The sequence below is a fragment of the Sporofaciens sp. JLR.KK001 genome, from assembly GCF_036941055.1.
Taxonomy (GTDB): domain Bacteria; phylum Bacillota; class Clostridia; order Lachnospirales; family Lachnospiraceae; genus Sporofaciens.
Genome location: NZ_JAYMNO010000001.1, coordinates 2,018,235 through 2,036,488, shown reverse-complemented (window position 1 = coordinate 2,036,488; position 18,254 = coordinate 2,018,235). Strand labels below are relative to the sequence as shown.

General features: G+C 44.0%; 20 protein-coding genes. 3 read left to right on the top strand and 17 right to left on the bottom strand.

The annotated features are described in order from the left end of the window. Positions 1–6: 6 nt before the first annotated feature. From VSQ62_RS10780 to VSQ62_RS10765, 4 genes are read right to left on the bottom strand one after another with little or no spacing between them, the layout of a single operon-like run. A complete protein-coding gene (locus VSQ62_RS10780) occupies positions 7–741 on the bottom strand; it encodes an SDR family oxidoreductase (RefSeq protein WP_334634910.1) in 735 nt (244 codons plus the stop codon). Continuing rightward, positions 738–1,154, bottom strand: a complete 417-nt coding sequence (locus tag VSQ62_RS10775) for a MaoC family dehydratase (RefSeq protein ID WP_334634909.1) — start codon at positions 1,152–1,154, stop codon at positions 738–740. Before VSQ62_RS10775 ends, VSQ62_RS10780 begins: the two co-directional genes overlap by 4 nt. Positions 1,155–1,158: 4 nt before the next feature. Then, complete coding sequence (locus VSQ62_RS10770) at positions 1,159–1,401, bottom strand: acyl carrier protein (protein ID WP_334634908.1); 243 nt, start codon at positions 1,399–1,401, stop codon at positions 1,159–1,161. Next, the gene (locus VSQ62_RS10765; RefSeq protein WP_334634907.1) at positions 1,401–3,182 is read right to left on the bottom strand and encodes an HAD-IIIC family phosphatase; all 1,782 of its coding nucleotides are present in this window, start codon (positions 3,180–3,182) and stop codon (positions 1,401–1,403) included. The genes VSQ62_RS10770 and VSQ62_RS10765 overlap by 1 nt, the downstream gene beginning before the upstream one ends. A gap of 167 nt (positions 3,183–3,349) precedes the next feature. On the opposite strand from VSQ62_RS10765, the gene VSQ62_RS10760 reads away from it, so the two are divergent. Further along, positions 3,350–3,592, top strand: coding sequence for a helix-turn-helix domain-containing protein (locus VSQ62_RS10760; protein WP_334634906.1), 243 nt, complete (start codon positions 3,350–3,352; stop codon positions 3,590–3,592). A 133-nt stretch (positions 3,593–3,725) separates the two neighbouring features. Here VSQ62_RS10760 and VSQ62_RS10755 read toward each other — a convergent pair whose 3' ends face one another. The 5 genes from VSQ62_RS10755 to VSQ62_RS10735 all read right to left on the bottom strand — a co-directional run bounded on the left by VSQ62_RS10755 (position 3,726) and on the right by VSQ62_RS10735 (position 9,028). Then, positions 3,726–4,472: a DUF169 domain-containing protein gene (locus VSQ62_RS10755; RefSeq protein ID WP_334634905.1), complete on the bottom strand. Its 747-nt coding sequence runs from the start codon at positions 4,470–4,472 to the stop codon at positions 3,726–3,728. 12 nt (positions 4,473–4,484) lie between these two features. After that, the gene (locus tag VSQ62_RS10750; RefSeq protein WP_334634904.1) at positions 4,485–5,291 is read right to left on the bottom strand and encodes an energy-coupling factor transporter transmembrane component T family protein; all 807 of its coding nucleotides are present in this window, start codon (positions 5,289–5,291) and stop codon (positions 4,485–4,487) included. Positions 5,292–5,294: 3 nt separating this feature from the next. Further along, the gene (locus VSQ62_RS10745) at positions 5,295–6,827 is read right to left on the bottom strand and encodes an ABC transporter ATP-binding protein (RefSeq protein WP_334634902.1); all 1,533 of its coding nucleotides are present in this window, start codon (positions 6,825–6,827) and stop codon (positions 5,295–5,297) included. Then, the gene (locus VSQ62_RS10740) at positions 6,812–7,372 is read right to left on the bottom strand and encodes an ECF transporter S component (protein ID WP_334634901.1); all 561 of its coding nucleotides are present in this window, start codon (positions 7,370–7,372) and stop codon (positions 6,812–6,814) included. The genes VSQ62_RS10745 and VSQ62_RS10740 overlap by 16 nt, the downstream gene beginning before the upstream one ends. Before the next feature lie 168 nt (positions 7,373–7,540). Next, the gene (locus tag VSQ62_RS10735) at positions 7,541–9,028 is read right to left on the bottom strand and encodes an IS4 family transposase (protein ID WP_334633004.1); all 1,488 of its coding nucleotides are present in this window, start codon (positions 9,026–9,028) and stop codon (positions 7,541–7,543) included. A gap of 281 nt (positions 9,029–9,309) precedes the next feature. On the opposite strand from VSQ62_RS10735, the gene VSQ62_RS10730 reads away from it, so the two are divergent. Both VSQ62_RS10730 and VSQ62_RS10725 read left to right on the top strand, forming a co-directional pair. Further along, the gene (locus VSQ62_RS10730; protein ID WP_334634900.1) at positions 9,310–9,579 is read left to right on the top strand and encodes an AbrB/MazE/SpoVT family DNA-binding domain-containing protein; all 270 of its coding nucleotides are present in this window, start codon (positions 9,310–9,312) and stop codon (positions 9,577–9,579) included. After that, positions 9,579–9,977 carry a putative toxin-antitoxin system toxin component, PIN family gene (locus VSQ62_RS10725; protein WP_334637628.1) on the top strand — a complete coding sequence of 133 codons (399 nt, stop codon included), beginning with the start codon at positions 9,579–9,581 and terminating at the stop codon, positions 9,975–9,977. The genes VSQ62_RS10730 and VSQ62_RS10725 overlap by 1 nt, the downstream gene beginning before the upstream one ends. A gap of 92 nt (positions 9,978–10,069) precedes the next feature. Here the strand turns inward: VSQ62_RS10725 and VSQ62_RS10720 are convergent, their stop codons facing one another. The 8 genes from VSQ62_RS10720 to ltrA form a co-directional block, all read right to left on the bottom strand. Then, on the bottom strand, positions 10,070–10,615 hold the full coding sequence (locus tag VSQ62_RS10720) for a 4Fe-4S binding protein (RefSeq protein WP_334634899.1): 546 nt from the start codon (positions 10,613–10,615) through the stop codon (positions 10,070–10,072). After that, positions 10,557–10,721, bottom strand: a complete 165-nt coding sequence (locus tag VSQ62_RS10715) for a hypothetical protein (protein ID WP_334634897.1) — start codon at positions 10,719–10,721, stop codon at positions 10,557–10,559. The genes VSQ62_RS10720 and VSQ62_RS10715 overlap by 59 nt, the downstream gene beginning before the upstream one ends. Positions 10,722–10,747: 26 nt before the next feature. Beyond that, on the bottom strand, positions 10,748–11,797 hold the full coding sequence (locus VSQ62_RS10710) for an ArsR/SmtB family transcription factor (protein WP_334634896.1): 1,050 nt from the start codon (positions 11,795–11,797) through the stop codon (positions 10,748–10,750). A gap of 42 nt (positions 11,798–11,839) precedes the next feature. Then, a complete protein-coding gene (locus VSQ62_RS10705; protein ID WP_334634895.1) occupies positions 11,840–13,486 on the bottom strand; it encodes an ABC transporter ATP-binding protein/permease in 1,647 nt (548 codons plus the stop codon). A gap of 283 nt (positions 13,487–13,769) precedes the next feature. After that, on the bottom strand, positions 13,770–14,714 hold the full coding sequence (locus VSQ62_RS10700; RefSeq protein ID WP_334634894.1) for an FtsX-like permease family protein: 945 nt from the start codon (positions 14,712–14,714) through the stop codon (positions 13,770–13,772). 208 nt (positions 14,715–14,922) lie between these two features. Next, positions 14,923–15,615: an ABC transporter ATP-binding protein gene (locus tag VSQ62_RS10695; RefSeq protein ID WP_334634893.1), complete on the bottom strand. Its 693-nt coding sequence runs from the start codon at positions 15,613–15,615 to the stop codon at positions 14,923–14,925. Next, the gene (locus tag VSQ62_RS10690; RefSeq protein ID WP_334634892.1) at positions 15,608–16,189 is read right to left on the bottom strand and encodes a TetR/AcrR family transcriptional regulator; all 582 of its coding nucleotides are present in this window, start codon (positions 16,187–16,189) and stop codon (positions 15,608–15,610) included. Before VSQ62_RS10690 ends, VSQ62_RS10695 begins: the two co-directional genes overlap by 8 nt. A gap of 294 nt (positions 16,190–16,483) precedes the next feature. Next, a complete protein-coding gene (gene ltrA / locus VSQ62_RS10685; protein WP_004070134.1) occupies positions 16,484–17,782 on the bottom strand; it encodes a group II intron reverse transcriptase/maturase in 1,299 nt (432 codons plus the stop codon). Positions 17,783–18,254 lie beyond the last annotated feature (472 nt).

Here is an 18,254-nt window from a genome sequence, read left to right as displayed (position 1 = left end):
AATAATCTAAAACCGCCCTCCAGTCACCGGAATGTTGATTCCCGTCACCCGGTCCGCCCCGTCAGACAGCAGATATTCAAATGCAGTTATCACTTCTTCCACATATAAATTCCTTTTGCACGGACTTGATTCTGCATTTTGCCGAACGATCAGCTCCGGTATGCCGGAAACAAATTTCGTATCCATCATATCAGGAGACACTGCATTGCTTGTGATCCCTTTGCCGGCATACTCTACGGCAATGCTTTTCATCAGGCCAAGCAGCGCATATTTGGAAACCGTATACGACAGTTGGTATCCCGCCGGATAGCCTGTTACATTTGACGACAGCATAAATACCGCTTTGCCGTATTTCCGCCTGGACATATCTGTGATAAATTCTTTCAGGATTATCATAATGGATTCCGCCGATGATATATATTCTTTTCTTATCTCGTCAATATCTTCTTTTGCAAATTTTTGAAGATGAAACCCGGGCGCCGCAAGATGTACGATATGATCAATAATCAGTTCTTTTTCTCTGATCTTGCAGATCATATCTTCTATACTATCCCGGCTCGAAAAATCAGCCTGGACCGGGATGATCCTGCCGTCCAGCTCATGGTTCAATGACCGGATACCTTCTGCCGACTTGTTATAATGAGCTATAACATGCGTATAATTCATGCCGATTTTTCTGATCAATGCCATACCGGTCTCAGAAGAAGCGCCTGTGATCAATATACCTCTTTTGTCTCTCATTTTAAAAAACCTATCTTCATCTCTCCGCGAAGTACCTTCCTTTGTTCTTGGTTATATATTGTCGTTTTGAGCACCATTCGCTGTACGGATTCATTCAGTTCCTTTACTTCTCCGCATACCCGTAAGGTATCCCCCGGGAAGACAGGCTGCAGGAATTTCACTTCTGCAGACTGGATCAGACTCTTCTCGCCCGGGAGATACATTCCTGCAAGCGAAGACAAAAAAGAAGCAGTCAGCATACCGTACGCAACGGCTGCCGGATACCCCTGGTCCTTTGCAAAAGAATCATCCTGATGCAGCGGATTGGCATCTCCGGTTATCTGGTAAAACTTATCCATCTTATCCTGATCAACCGTAACTGTGAACTCTTCCTTCATCCCTGTGCTTAAGTCGCTGAATTGATAATGGTTCATTGAATCACACCCTTTTCAGAATGATATCTGCCATTTCACCGACATTTTTCATATTATTTACTTCTCCCATATTGAATTTGATATTGAATTTCTTCTCCACGGCAACAACCAGATTAATATGTTCCAGACTATCCCAGTCTTCGATATCATTTGCCGTTGTCTCATCCCTGATCTGTATGTCTTCATCGTCAAATACATCCCAAAATACTTCGTGCAGCCCTTCAAAAACTTCTTCTCTTGTCATCATCAATCCTCCACTTCTATTACATGGTTTTTATTCTTATATTCTCCGGTGATATCTAAGATCCACTCCGTATTTCCCTCAGTCTCCGATATCTTGTCAAATCCTTGAACAGCATAAAAATCCCTGACCATATTGTTTTTAGCCGTCGGATAATAATACCCGCGGATCCGCCTGATCCCTCGTTCTTTGCACCTTTTTACAAGGATATCTAACATCGCCGATTCCATATCCCTTTTAAGCACTCTGCAGCTCATGATCCACAGGTCTATCCGGCACTCCCCAGCCGTTTCATGCCCGATCACAACGGAAACAACGCCGTTGTCTCCGAATTTATCGATCAATTTTCCGTATAATGTTATGTATGCGTCATCCGCAGCAAGCCGTTCGATCTCCGGCTGCGTATACCTTCTGGTCGTCAGGTTAAACTGATTGCTTTTATTCGTCAATTGCGCGATCCGCGCCATATAAACCGGTTCAAAATTTTTAATGATCCCTTTCATTTCCAGCGACAGCAGATACTCATTATAATCAGAAAAGCTTGCCTGAAGCTGCGCGCGCCTGGCGTTTTCCCGATACATCTCGTTCCTGTTCATATCATCTTTTGACAGCGCCGTCACCTCAAAAAATCCGCTGCGGTCAATAACCTGAATATAGTTCTGAACCGCTCCGATCTCAGGCGCGCATACTCCCGGCAGTTGTTCCGATACAATGTGCCTTTCGGCAGGATTATCATCCACGAATACCAGGCTCTCCGGCAGTAAGTTCAGCTCGTCTGCTATATCAGAAAAGTTCCGGTCCTTCGTATTCCAATTTGCCTTGATCTCAACAAAATCATCCGGTGAAAATTCACTGTCGGGATGTTTGATCCCAGAAATTGCATTTTCGTAGTCATTTTTTGAATTGATATTAAGGAGCACACCGATCTGCTTATGCTCTTTTACATAGCGCTGAAATTCCGAATAAACCTGCCCTTCCGGCTCCTCCGGCCCTAATACGATATTATCAACACCGTCATCCCCGACAACGCCTCCCCACAGGGTATTATCCAGATCCAGCACGAAGCCTTTTTTATTCTTTCCGAATACAGACTTAATGATATTCGCCACATTAAATGCCAGATACGGAATAGCATTTACATTCAATGCATACTTATACATGTGATAATAGAATGGGTCAGACCATTCTCTCAGGCCATAATCCGCAGATATATAGTTGATATCACAGATATAGAAGTCGTCATGCCGTTCGGCATAATCATAAAACTCCATATTAAGCCGTGTCAGAAAATTTATCTTGCCGTGAATATCACTGGCGTCCTTGTTGCCTAACAGGCGGTAAAAAGGCATTTCAAAATTATTCTGTATAACCGGGCATCCATATGTATCACGAAGACTGTCCCAGACCGTATAGAATCTCTGCTTTTCCTGTTCTATCATCCGGGCAATACTGTCCGCATCGTCGCACATTGCCGGATATCTGGTTATATTCCTGTTCGATGTGCAGATATAGATAATATCCGGCCTAAACGCTTCTAATTCCTGACACGGAAATACGGCGTCCTGATAATACTGATTATATTCGGATTCATAGAATGACGGCCGTATTCCCTGATTCAGCAAGAAAAGCTCCATAATAAGCTTAATATCATGGGTCGTAGAACCTCCTAATATCGCGATCCTTTTCTCTGTATATCCTGCCGCATCTTCTAACAAACGCTTTCTGATACGTCTTTTTCCGGCAAGGATATAACCTGCGTCAAACGGATATAATAATTCTTTCAGCATCCCCTCACCTCTTTCATCTCATAAATAGTGCATTATATATAGTTACTATACATATAGTAACTATATATAACTGATTCGTCAAGTGAATATTTATAGGATAATATTAGTATATATGAAAATGCGACTAAAAACGGCCAAAATCCACTCTGCAGAAGTGAGGTATTTTTATGGAAAAAGAACTTTTTACGATTAAAAATTATGGATATATTAAGATAGATATCAAAAAATACATGGATACAAAGAATATTACCAGAAATGCACTGGCACGGGCAGTGAATACACGCTTTGAAGTCATTGATAAGTGGTATCACGGGCACGTCGAGAAAATAGACGCCGATGTTCTGGCTAGAATTTGTTTTACGCTGGGCTGCAGCCCCGGCGATATCATCAAATATGTTGAAAATTGTTAAGAATATATAGAAAAGGGACGGTGACGGGAAATATTCTTTTCACATAATATACAGACATGATCCTTAATGTCCAGCACTATATATTATATGTCAAGAATATTTTCCGGCTCCCCCCTCTTATTGTATCAAACTGCTAATAACTCGGCTTCGTCGCCGCGACTCCCTCTGTAACTGTCTCAAACAGCTCGAACGGAATCCCGACTGCCATATCGTTTTCATCCCATTTGCACAGCATACGCGTGCTCGGACACAACACGCTGACGTTCATCTCTCCCGTAAGATAAGGCGAAACCGTAAGCTCCGAACACATCCCCTGCATGGCTCCCATATCGACAGCAGGCTTTCTTCCGGTATGATATTCATATCCCTGCACAAGCCGCATAGATTGAAGGGCATTGGTCATCATGATGATGACGTCGGGCGTCTGTACACACTCTGTAAGCGGAACGATTGCGATCCCATAGGTGGACACAGGTTCCCGGTGAAGGCTCTTGATCGCTGCGCGCATCCTCCTGGCAACCGCCAATGAGGAATATAATTTGTAAGAAAAATATTCCTGCCCGCTCTCGATCCTCTCCGTACTCTCTTCCAGCGCAAATGCAGTCGTAGCGCCGTCACAGCGGTGATGTTCAAGCCGGCACTTTATTCCGCTGCCCTTCGCCGCCGCATCCTTTACCATCACGCAATATGCGGTCGCCGCCCTGATCTCTTCGACCGGATACTTGTCGTAGTCTTCTTTTGTAAATAAAAACGTGATCCCCACCGGCTCGCGGCTTAATCCGATCGTTTCCTTAAGAGTATTCACGCACTCAATGATTCTTTCTCTGGGGTATTCTTCATGGGGCAGCCCATATTCAATATTCTTGTGTTTATATGGCATATCTCTTCCTCCTTACTGTATTGCTGCAAAACTGAACCTGTACAAATCAAATTTTATCAAAACGGCTGCTATAATACCATAGCTTAATACCGCAATAACTAAAAAGATCCAATCCGCCCTATCTATCGACGTCTTCTTATAAAATGTCCTGGCATTCTCCCGGCCAAGCCCCCGGCTCTCCATAGCGCACGCCACACGCTCTCCCCTTCTTGCCGCCACGCATAACAGCGGAAGCAGCACCCGAAAAGGCGATGTGAATCTTGACAGGAGCCCCTTATTCCATGGAATCCCGCGTATTTCCTGCGCCAGATGTATGGAATCCACCTGTGACTGAAGCTCCGGCAGGAAACGGTATGTCGCCATGGCCGCATACCCGTGCACCACCGATACCCTGCACTGCATGATCAGGCTCATTACCAGATCTCTCGGCCTCGTCGTCAGCACGAATCCCATGGACATCGTTACTAACGCCAGTATCCTGAACCCCAAAGCTACCGCATGGACGATATCCTTCCTGGTCCATCGGAAAATCCACAGTCTAAGGATAATTCCCGGCTCGTCATTCAATCCCCGCAAGATAAGCATAGAAATCATGAACAATGCGCTCACCGCAAGAAATATCAAAAGTCTCCGAAGCAGGTTGCCGATCGGTATCTTCCCCGCCGTCCATGTTACAAAAAATGCCAGCAGAAAAGTCAGAGCAGGAAGCACCGGAAAATATGACATACACACGACGATCGTCCATATCGCTATAACAGCCAGCTTTATCATCGGATTCCTTCTGTGCAGATAAGAATCCTGTTCAATATAAGCAAACATTATCTATCCTTTCCGGGCAAAATATTCCTCTGTCAAGAGACTCTTAGCTGCCATTCCATTTTCTATCTCGATTACGCGGGTCGCATACTGCCTGACCAGAGACAAGTCATGTGTGATCATAACGATCGTGATACCGCTCTCTACCAACTTCTGCATATCCTTCATCAATTCCTGCCTGTTCTCGAAATCCTGCCCGTAAGTAGGTTCATCCAAAAACAATATCTCCTGATTCGTGAGCAGCATACTGGCGACACTAAGCCTTCTCTTCTGCCCCTGGCTTAACACAAAAGGACTCTTATCCTTTTCCTTTTCCAGATGGAACCTCTTAAGCATTTCCCATACACGGGCTTCCTTTTCCTCGTGGCTGCCGCCGATACGCTTCAGGCTGAACATCATCTCATCCCAGACCGTATTCCTGATAAACTGGTTCTCTGGATTCTGAAATACCAGCCCGATCATATGGTATAACCTCTTCGTGTGATAATCTCTCAGGTCTTTTCCGTACAGACGGACAGAACCGGAATCCGGCCTGCACACTTTGAAGATCAATTTCATAAGCGTCGATTTCCCTACGCCGTTTTCTCCCACGATCGCAAGGAAATCCTGCTTATGCACCTGCATGTGAAAATCATCCAGAATTTGCTTCCCCTTCTCTCTCTTTTTACCCGGAACCGGATAGGCAAAGCTCAAATGACTGATATCCAGTATAACCTCCGAACTGCCCTCTTGCTCGCCGCACGCTTTGGAATCCTGCCTTCCCCGGCAGGCATCGGCATATTCTGCCGGCACCTCTCTTCGGAATATATCGCCTGCCTCATCCTTCGGGCAATCGGCTATCTTAGTTCCTCTCCTGTCAAGCCCAATCACCCAGTCCACTTCATCTATGATCTCCTTAATGTTATGTTCCACGATTATGACCGTCATATGTTCTTCTCTCGATATCCTGACGATCATACGGAAGATCTGCGCCCGGCTCTCAGGATCCAGATTCGCCGTCGGTTCATCCAGAAGAAGAATCTCAGGCTTCATTACCAATATAGACGCTATAGCGATCTTCTGCTTCTGTCCCCCGGATAATTTGTCAAGCTCCGTCTTCTCATATCCCGAAAGGCCTATGAAGGAAAGTATCTCCCGGATGCGGCGTCTGATCTCTTCTTCCGGCAATCCCATATTCTCCATTCCAAAAGCCAGTTCTTCCTCCACCGTAAACGTACAGAACTGACTCTCTGGATTCTGCATTACAAAACCGATCCTGTCACAGCGGTATCTGGGAAGTGTTCCTGTAATATCTTCACCTCTTAGAAGAACATTTCCCTTAAGTTCTCCTTCATACATGTGCGGGATCAACCCGTCTATCAGGCTTAGAACAGAGCTTTTACCGCAGCCGCTCGGCCCGCTGACCGCATGGATCTTCCCCTCATAAAAACAACAGGAAAGATGCTCCCACACCGGAAGCTCCTCTCCGTCATAAGTATATGTAACATCTCTGATCTCCAGGATCTTCCTATCCTTCATACCGTCTATGCCCTGGCACATGCGAATCCCTTCAGGACGCCTGTTTTAACCAGCGCCGCTGTGATAACCTTCACCAGGATGATCCCAATTACCGTCGCACTCAGCAGACGGACAGCGATAACGCCGATCGCGATCGTTGTTCCATAGACCCAGGGTGTGCTCCACATGAATCCGTCGCGGCATAATACCAGAACCGCGGACAGAATCGCACCGATCACCATCTCCTTCATGCTGCCCTTATATTTCCCGGCTGCATACGCTGCCTCCATACCTGCTGCCTGCAGAAAACCAGCCAGTACAAGCTGCAATCCGTAAGGACTTCCGAGCAGAAGGTTCACTCCCGCAGTAACCAGGCCCCCGAATATTGCAAACCCAGGCTTTCTCACAATATACATAGGTAAGGATGCCGACAGCAGGTAGATTCCGAATGTTAACTCCATGAATACAGTGCCTAACACTGCCGATAACGGCATATAAGCATAGTCAAGCAGCGTGTAGACCACTCCTATGACTGCTGCCACCATGGCAACGATAACGACCTCTTTCGTTGTGAATTTCTTTTGCATCTCACTCTCTCCTTTGTAAATATTTTAAATAATTCCTTACCCAGTATATCATCTGCCTTTTCCTCAGTAAAATCAGCATTCCTTATAAATAACAGCTCATACTTCGCAACCTAAAACTGCTTATCATTACGATTTTATAAGCCTTGCAATAGTAAAAATAAAATAGCTTTATGCCGCAGTGGGCATAGTAAAGCGTTCTCTCCACGGTGTGGGGAGATTGCCGATAAATGTACAGAGCAGTCCGTTGATCTGTTCATCCGAAGCTTTGAAATGCTGTTTCACACTCTGCAGCATGATGTCCAAAATGAGAATGATTGCACAGTCCATCATTTCATTTATGATATCCCGCTGTACCTCATAAAATAGTTCTTCCAGACTTCTGTTATCTGTATTTTGGAAACGCTCAATTGCCAGTATCATGTACCGTATTGCAACGATTACCATATGTGAAGTAATGGCATCATAGCTTGTACTGTGGCATTCCGTACGAAGTTTTAAATAGCTCTTTGACATTTTAAAATAGGTTTCAATTTTCCAGCGCATCGTGTACGCACGGAGGATTTTCTCTTCATCTAAGGTCATGTCAGTGCATACAAAGCATACCCAGTCCTTGCGGTTGCTGTGATTCCGTACGTAGACCAGTTTTGCCTTCATGGCATTCCCGGTACTGTCAGGAATGATAATATCTACAGACAGGAGGTATCTGGAACGCCCCCTGCGCTTTTTGTTCCTGCTGTAGATTTCTTTTACATTCAGTTTTTTCTCCTCGCCTGTTGCGGGATCTCTCCAGATATATTTCGTGCTGTTCTTTTTGATCATCGCTATGACATCTGTTCCTATCCCCTTGAGCGCAGCCAGCTGGGATGGACTGGAAAACCATGTGTCAAACAGGACATAATCGAATGGTATCCCTGCTTTGTGTGCCTGCTTTACCATATGTTGGACAACAAGGGTTCCCTTTGTTTTTGCCATTGCCCGGCGCTTTCCGCGTAGTGTACGGCAATCGATTCGGACATTGGGTCCAACCATTTGTTTCTCATCGCGCGTTGACAAAAGGGACTGTGCAAAAGGAATGAATGTCTCTCCATTTGTCCATCCACCAGTCATCATGCGGTATCCAAGACGGGTCTTATGATCATTATGGTCAAAAACCCTGGCACATAATTCGGTTCCCTTTCCGCCGGTCCGCGCATATAAAGAATCATCAAAAATCAGAGCATTGATATGTTTGTCTGTGGTCTGTGACTCTATATCTAAAATGACATTTTTTGCTGTTTCCAATTGCAGCCTTTCCCAGTTAGCTCCGGGAAGCTTATCAAAACGGTAAAATGTGTCTTGCTTATAATCCCGGAAGAATGTGTCCGTCTTAAACATCAGATACGCACTTGCAGGGGCAAAACACACGAGAAGTTTGTCGATAAGCAGATCCTTGGCACTCACAACTTTCTCAAGGACGGGTGATTGTTTCAGATCACCCAGCAGACGGGAAATCGGGTTATCAAAGTATGTCATCCCGCTGTTGACAAAAATGTCATCGACCATTTTTATGACACCACATTTCCTAAGAAGGGGACGACCAATGTACTTATCAAAAAAATTTTCAATACTATCTAAGAGTTGTTTGCTATTATCAAAGATTTCTGCTATGCTATTCATGGTATAAGCCTCCGTTTTTAAATGGTTTTCGGCTAATTCCATTATAACAAAAACAGAGTGCTTATACCTTTTTATTTTTGATTTTCTCTGTATTTTCAACTAACACAGCACAAATTCAGGTTGCGAAGTATGAGTAACAGTATTTATTTGTTTTTTCTATAAACCAAATACATATTAAGCAAAGTTTAATAGGCAAGCTTATAAAACAGGTTGACATTTTACTATTATTAAATATAATAAAATGTAAGGAAAGTAAGGAATACTGAAAGGAGACTACAAATATGGAGTTGGCAAAAGTAACGTCGAAAGGCCAAATTACAATACCTATCGCAATCAGAAATGCACTTGGAATACGAGAAGGAGATAAAATTCTTTTTATGGAAGAAGGAGATAGAGTTATTTTAACAAATGCTTCCACAAATGCTTTGCTGAAAGCGCAGGAAGCTTTTCAAGGTGTGGCAGAAGAATTGGGAATTAAAAATGAGCAGGATATTATAAAACTTGTAAAGGAAATCCGAGCAGAAAGAGGAGAACAATATAAGTGCGAATAATGTTAGATACAAATATCCTGATTTCAATGTTGCTCTTCCCAAATGAACAATTCAGGAAGCTTTTAGATTATATCACAAGAAATCATAAACTGGTTTTGTCCTCTTTTATAATTGACGAATTAACCGCTGTTGTAGCCAGAAAATTTCCGAAAAAGAGATATGCTGTTGATTCCTTTTTATCGGACTTGTCATATGAACTTGTTTACACGCCTCGGCATATGCCGGGAAATCTTTTTGATATTAGAGATATAAATGATTATCCAGTGCTTTATACTGCCATCATTGAAAATATAGATATTTTTATTACAGGTGACAAAGATTTTTTGGATGTAGAGATTGAAATGCCAGAGATTATGATGCCAGGAGAATTTTTAGAAAAGGTTATTAAAAACAGCTAAATTTTAAATGTTCTTTTGATACATCCAAAATATCTTTGCCTGCAATTATTGCACTGCTAACAAAAACCGACATTAAGTGAATGATATGGCCCTCACACAAATAATTCATTCTTCTTCCGTTCACTGCACGCTTTCTTAAGCTTCATACTGCCGGCGCCAAGCAGGATCTTGCTCACGCTGCGGGCCTTCTGCGGGCAGACAGAGATACACCGCATACAGGAGATGCAGGTATCCGTATCTGTCTTATTCGGACGGTCATAGGGAATCGCTTCCACAGGACATTCTTTTGCGCACAGGCCGCACTTTATACAAGATCTCCCGGACTGCGGTTTCATGGGAACACCGCCGTATTCCCGGTAAGGACGGTTCCCGGGCAGGCGAAGCTCCCCTGTAAGAGCGCCCGCCTCCATCTTAGAACGAATCTCAGCCGCAAACTTTAAGATCTCTTCCTTATCCTTAAGATCCGGGCGGCCTTTCGCGAACTGCCGCATAATAGAATGTTCCGCAACCGCCGCAACTGCCGCCATGCAGGAAAAGCCGGAACCCTCCAGCACATCCTGTAATTCTGCAAACGTATCATCATAAGCCCGGTTTCCGTACACCGTGATCAGTATCGCTCCCGCCTGATTTCCCTTCATCCGGCGCAGCCGCGATACGGCAGCACCCGGGACTCTTCCGCCGTAAGAAGGAACCGATACGATACAGACATCTTCCTTGCGGAATGAATATCTCGTATACTGACATATACGTATCCTCCTCTTTTTAAGCTTTTATAGAAAAATTTCTTCCAGGAACCGGATCATCTCTCCGAACGGCTCCCGGTTAAACTGATAATACACTTTCCCGTCCTGTTTTTCTACCGTCACAAAGCGATTGGACAGCAGGATCCCCATATGATGAGATACGGTGGCAGGAGTCAGCCGAAGCTCCTCTGCAATCTCCAGATTATATTTCCCCCGCTCCTTAAGAGAATATAATATCTCAAACTTGCTCTTATCCCCCAGGACCTTCAGCATTCCCGGCAGGATCTCTCTTGCATCCTCCCTGTTCTTTTTATACAGGTACAGCCTGTCAAGCAATATCCCCTGAAACGCCGTCTTAGAGGTCAGCCACCCCATCAAAGGGAACGCCGCCGTCAGATAGACGGTGATCTGATCCATTTCAAGGCCGGTGATCAGTTCTTCCATTACTGCCGGGATGTCAGACGGCACTTTTTTAAGAAGGGCCGCCAGACATTCCTGATTCTTTTCCGCTGTATATGCAAACGCCGGTCTGTTCTTTCTGTAGATCTCGAAAAGCGTACAGAATTTTTCAGACGGATGATTCAGCAGCGTAAGAAGCTTCCATTTGGTATCCTCCGAATAGTCTAGTGATTGGACCAGCGCAAACCGCTTCTCCATAGTATCTAAGCCTGCCGGAACCTTACACTCCTCATCCAGGAAGAATAATTCGATCAGATTCCGAAGCTTCTCATCCACACCCGCTTCCATATCTGCTTTCATATCCGCTTCCATATCCGCTTCCATATCCGCTTCCAGCTCAGGATATTCCATCACGAGCGCCGTAAATATCATGAAAAATTTCTCATTATTCCCAAAGAAAAAGTCTTCGCCTGGATCAGGCACATATTTTTTCTCAAATTCCCTTACATATCTCTCCAGGTAAATGAGATTCTTACTGTAAAAGCCTTCCCCGTCAATCTCCATTTCCTCCAAGGACTGCATAAGTTCTGATCTGACATTCTCCCAATTCTTCATCAGGAATATGAGCCCCAGCGTCTCAAACAACGGATGAAGCTCCCTTTTATATTCTACCTTCATACCATATCCTCCCCGTTTCTGTAACGGATATAAGATTTATCTTTACTCAGTATAAAAGGTTTTCGTACAATTTTCAAGCCGCCCGTCATTCATCCGGTAAATTCCGTCATACCGGCGCATGAGCTGCGGATCGGGATTATGTGTAATGGTAAGCAGCGTAAGCTCCTCATCTTCCAGCAGACGGCTTTCTATCTCACAGGCGGTCTTCCTGTCAAGAGCAGACGTCCCCTCATCCAATATCACGAACGGCGCGCGGCGAATCAGCGCCCTCGCAAGCGCAACCCTCTGCCTCTGCCCTCCAGAGAGCAGCGCGCCGTTTTCTCCCGCCCCATGGTCAAGCCCGCCTTCCTTCTCGTCAATGAACAGAGACACTCCGCTCTTCTCTACTGCCTCAGCCAGCGCAGCCTCGTCAAATTCCTCGAACAGAAGAATATTCTCCCGGACAGACAGATTAAACAGATAGACATTCTGATGGATGACGGAAATGATCCCCGCGATCTTATCCATATCCAGCGCCCTTAGTTCCCGGCCGTCATATCGTATGCTGCCGCCGTAATCTTCAAAATAGCCCAGCAGCAATTTGATCAATGTCGTCTTCCCGCACCCGCTGGGGCCCATGACCGCATATTTGCCTCCCTTATCGATCCGCATCGTAATATCCGCCAATACAGTCTGTTCCCCGTCATAGGAAAATGACGCCCCATCCAACTCTATTCCCTTCTCAAAGGACGGAAGCTCTAGCGGCAGCGGCTTAACAGCCGGATCATCCTCTGCATAACTATTCAAACGTGCAATAACCGCTTTCATACTCTGAATCCTGGGAACATTCTGCATCAGCAGCATGACCGGAGCCATGAATGAACTGCTGAGCTGTACCAGCGCCAGCAATGTCCCCATCGTGATCTGCCCGATCAGGACAAGATACGCAGACACGAAGATCACCGTGATCGTTGACAGAACGGCCAGCGTATCAGAAAGCCCTTCATTCAGCGCGAATAATCTGGCCGCCCGAAACCTCACCCTAATCTCTTCTTCATTTTCTTCCTGAAACCGGTACTTGGCAGCTTCTATCCGGTCATAGCTTCTCAGCACCTCGTACCCCGACAGAATATCCTTTAGCTTCTCTGTAAATGCGGCCATCTGCGCAGAAACCCGGTCCTGCCGTTTTTCCAGACAACGCCCGATCGTAGCCGGCAGTAAAAACATCAGTAAAAATGTCAGGATCAGAATCGCCGTAACCATCGGGCTTAAAATCAACAGAATAACCAATGTCACCGCAAACATCACTACCAGTTTGAAGGTATTCAGCAATGCGGCAATATAGTTATCCTCGATAAGCTTCATATCGTTCGTCAGCGCCGAGATGTAGTCCGCTGTATTTTCCCTGTAGTACCGGATGGGACGGCGGTCCATAATTCCCTTGAAAATATCCCGGCGGTACTGCTTGATCATTTTCTCTGTCAGGTACTTCTCCATAAGAGCGCTGACATAATTCATCACGCATAACACCAGGATATAACCGACCGCAAAAAGAAAAAGCTTCCCAAAAGCCTCCGTCTGCTTCGTCACCGCCACATCCACTACTTTCTGAAGCAGAATGGCGATACCCGACGCCAAAACAGACGCAAGGATACCGGCCATCAAGGTCACCGCCAAAAAGAATCCGTTTTTCTTCCAGTATTTCTTCATTGTTTTATCTCCTTCTAATATATTTTATATATTTCTTATTCAAGATAACATATGATTAGATTTATGTCAATTATATTTTATATATATCTAATACGCATTCGGAAGATATGTCATTATCATTTTTCTATCCGCAGCCGCCGGCGAGGGATATTAAAAGCTTACAGGACAAGGCGGCTGCCGCAGTTGATACAGCAGATAACCGGCAGACAGAAAAACCGCCGTTATGGTGTTATCCATAGCGGCGGCATATATGATCATTTCCGTATCATTGCATTTCCCCCTGTTACTCGATCATAATTTCCTTGACCGAAATCTTCTTAATTTTTTCAGAATATACATACATCAGGATTTCATAAATTGTGATAAAGCAAACAAGAGAAACAAGCATAACAGGAACGTCAAATTTATATACAGGTACATCCTCAAAATCCTTAAATACAATATCCACCATGAGCCTCAGCAACCCATACTGATATCCTGTTCCAATTACAAAACCGATATAGGACATCGGTCTGTATCCTCCTAAAATCGCCCTGCAGCATTCTTTCTGCGAATAGCCGAATACCCTCATCATAGCAATCGTTTTTGTATTTCCGCTTATTACTGTAGTTATGGCAAGAAACAGAGTTGTAAACGCTAATACAAGTCCGATGACCAGCATCATCACCCCCATCATTTCACTTGACAAATCTTTCATGCTAAACGACATTTGTGTCATAGCTGAAAAACAAAACGAAGCAAAAATAATGAAAAATACAAGTGCCTTTTTCGATTTCAAGGTGTTCCTTTTCAAATCCTCCACAAACGGCAATTCTCTGTTTTTTTCGATCCTGTGATGCGGTGTTTTAGCAGCAGTCTGCAGATGATCTTTCAAAAGCAGCAATACCGGCTTTTTTAATTTGTACCAGGCGTAACAAACCGAAAGCGCCGAAAAACACACAGTCGGCAATAACACGAAATAAAACAAAATGCTTGGATGAAAATTTATAGCTATCTCAGGAAGCAGTTTATCTTCATTTTGCAGAGCGTAAAAACGCGGCATTATAAGAAATGCTCCTGCATATCCGATTGCGGTTCCGATAAAAGCACTGATCCCGAATACCCAAAAGCTTTTTGCAATTTTCAGATTTGAATATCCCAATGCCTTTAATATCCCAAGTTCCTTCTTATGCGTATCAATATAATGCTTAATATAAAACAACAACATAACAACCGCGGTTAAAAGCATGCATCCGCCGCTTACAAGGCAGACGACTTTTACGGTAGAAACCTGTGCATGATAAAAAATCATTGACAATTCAGATGTTATTTCATTCTCAATTAGCCGGACATCAAAATAAAAATTCACAAACATTGTACATATAAGTACGGCGCAACAGGCGATAATGGAAATGCCGGTGAGTTTTGAAGCATTTTTTATTCCAACGAGCATACCATCACCATCCAATCTCATAAGCGGTCTTTTTCGTTTCATTTGTATAGATTTCAGATATTTTTCCGCTGTTCATTTTTATAACTGTGTCAGCCATCTTGGCAATATTCAGATTGTGTGTTACCAATATGATCGTAAAATCATATTCCTTTTGAAGTTTACAGATATAATCAAGGATCTGCCGTCCTGTTTGTTCGTCTAATGCTCCTGTCGGTTCGTCAAGAAACAGGACTTTCGGTCTTTTTGCCAAAGCTCTTGCGATCGATACTCTTTGCTGTTCGCCGCCCGAAAGTTCGCTGGGATACTTATGCAGCTTTTCTCCGAGCCCAACTGCCTCAATGATGGTTTTGTAATCCTTGTTATCTGCCAAGTCAGCGCCCATTTTCACATTTTGATCGACGCTCATATTGGGCAGCAGATAATACTGCTGAAAAATAAATCCGACATTTTCCTTACGGAATGAAGTTACTTCATTATCAGAAAGCGCTGTAATATCCTTACCGTCATAAAACACTTTACCGCTGTCAGGACGTTCAAGACCTGAAATGATATTCAAGAAAGTAGACTTGCCCGAACCCGACGCACCGAGAATAACCACAAAATCATTATCCTCAATATCCAGACTGATGCCCTTTAATACTTGGAATCGGCTTTCTCCGTTTCCGTATGATTTTATGATGTCTTCCGCTTTAATCATTATCTTCTTCCTCCATTATCTTTTTCAAAATGCTCACACATACCTCAGTAATCATTGTACTGATCTCTTCGTCTGTAAAGCGGCACATCTTTGTGGCACAAAGCGATGCAATTCCGTGTGTATAGATCCAGAGATGATAATATAGTTTTTTTGCAGATGACATGCAGATCTTGTAGTCATCTTGAATTGACAATAGAATTTGCTCATAACTTTCATCGATCAGCGGAAGCACGCCTGATAAGTCGGGAATATGCTTTTGCTCCGTCATAAAAAGGAGCTGAAAAAGCTTTGGCTCATTAACAGAAAAAAGAATATATTGCGAACCTACGCCTTTGAAAGGGTGCGCTGCTGCTAAACCTTTATTGATATATTCTTTATACAAGGTTTTAGCAGCCTCGATCATAGCCTGCTGAACTTCTTCCATATTTTTGAATACAGTAAAAATCGGTCTTGCCGAGCTGGCGAGGTAGGTTCCCAATGCTCTGGAAGTTAATGCTTCATATCCGTCCGTCCTGACAATATTCAATGCGGCTTCAATAATTTCTGCTCTTGTAAATTTTGCTTTCGGCGGCATACTCTATTTCTCCTTTTAAAATCACTTGTTTTAAATCATATGTTTAAAATCACTTGTTTTAATTATAATTAAAGCCGCCCTAAAAGTCAACTTAAAAATCATAGGAAGTATCATCCACTGGTTCCAGCCATTCGTGGCACTCTTTCGCAGAATCCTGCCCGGAGGACTTTTGTATCATAGAGAAATTCGGCAGACTTTGGTAAGTAGGTAAGTCCCTTACGGGGCTTACCCCTCTCAGAACCGGACGTGCAGCTTTCCCGCATCCGGCTCCCTGCAAAGCTAATACATCTACAACTATCCGTATATACTTACATAGATACGTGGTCGGACGAGTGGGAATTGTCTCATCAATTCCTTATATCCTTCCTTTGTATAGCTTCTTCTCTGGCTTCTTCTATTCAGCCAGTAGAATAACCTGAACCATACTACATTATAGAATGAGTTCAGGCTTCTTGAATTGTCAGTAATTCCGTAGTAATGATAGTAACCAGTTAAGATTTCATTCAGCTTCTTTACTATCTGGTTTATACGTAGAAATCTCATATCTCTTATCGTAGCATTTATTTCCTTGCTTTTCTTTGCTAGTTTTTTCTTACTGGTCTTCCTCTTCACTCTGAACTTTCCCGTTCTTCCATGCGAACAGTAATGCGTGAATCCGAGGAATGTAAAGGTCTCCGGTTTCCCGTCTCCACGTTCTTTCCGGTTCCTTTCTGCAAATCGGCCGAATTCTATCAGCCTCGTCTTTTTCTCCTCCATTTCCAGTCCAAAGTGCATCATTCTGCGCTTTAAATATTCATAGAACATCTCTGCGTCTGTTTTGTATTGAAAGCAGACTACAAAATCATCCGCATATACCACCAGCCCTGCGTACCCTTTCATGATCGGCTGCATTTTCTCCTTGAACCACCACACCAGTACATAATGCATATATATGTTTGCGATTACTGGTGAGCAGACCGAACCCTGTCCGGCTCCTTCCTCTGTCTCTTCATATCTGTAATCTTCCATGATTCCGGCTTTTAACATCCGGCGTACCAGCCTGATGATATTTGGGTCTTTTATTCTTGATTCTATGAACTTTATTATCCATTCATGGTCCAAGTGGTCGAAAAATCCTTTTACATCCGCATCCAGTACCCAGTTTGTCTTTTCTTTTTCCAGCATTCCGTTCAGCTTTCTTAATGCCTTATGACAACTTCTCCCTGGTCGGAATCCCATCATTTCATCATAGAAATGCGGTTCGAACACTGCTTCCAGTACTCGTCTCAATGCTTCCTGCACCAGTTTGTCTTCATAGCAATAGATACTGAGCGGCCGTGTCTTTCCGTTTTCTTTCGGTATCTCCACTCTTTTTGCTGGCTTGGGCTTGTACGCTTTCTTCTTAAGCTTTTCCTCTAATTCTTCCAGATTTTCCTCCAGCCTTGCCCCGTATTCCTCTTTGGTTATCCCATCGGTTCCTACTGCTTTCTTTCCATCCATTTCCTTGTGGCACTCTTTTAATAATTCCTTATTTATCAAATGCCCTATGGACGTAAATACCATGTCTGGATGTTCGCCTGATAGTTGTGATATTCTCGCCAATTTCGTTTCCATAGCTCCTCCTGTCTCTGCGTACAGTCTATGTTTCCTCTTTGATATGACTTTGCATGGCTAGCCTGCGAGGACAGGCATTTCTCGACTTCCACTGTATGTTTTACCGTGTACTATTCGGCCATCCGACTTCTGCTGGCCATTTGCGGTTCTCCCTTCGACAGTTGTTCCGCATACCTGATGTACGCAACTCATCTGGAACCAGACAGACCTCCTCCAGTTGACTTGAAATCCTTGATTGCATGACCAACCTCAAAACTCCGGGGAAGCAACTGTATTCTCGCTCTTAGTGACTACAGTTGTGTTGCTTTCAGTGTATAGGAGCACCTCTGCCTTCCCACTTTCATTTTCATATCGAAGCTATGTGCAGTTATGCCCTGCAATCTCGCTGTCTACGCTTAGCAGACAGCATCTCTGCTGTCCACCCAAGACTCGCTTGGTGCGGTATAGCTTGTACCTTACACCGTAGGACTTT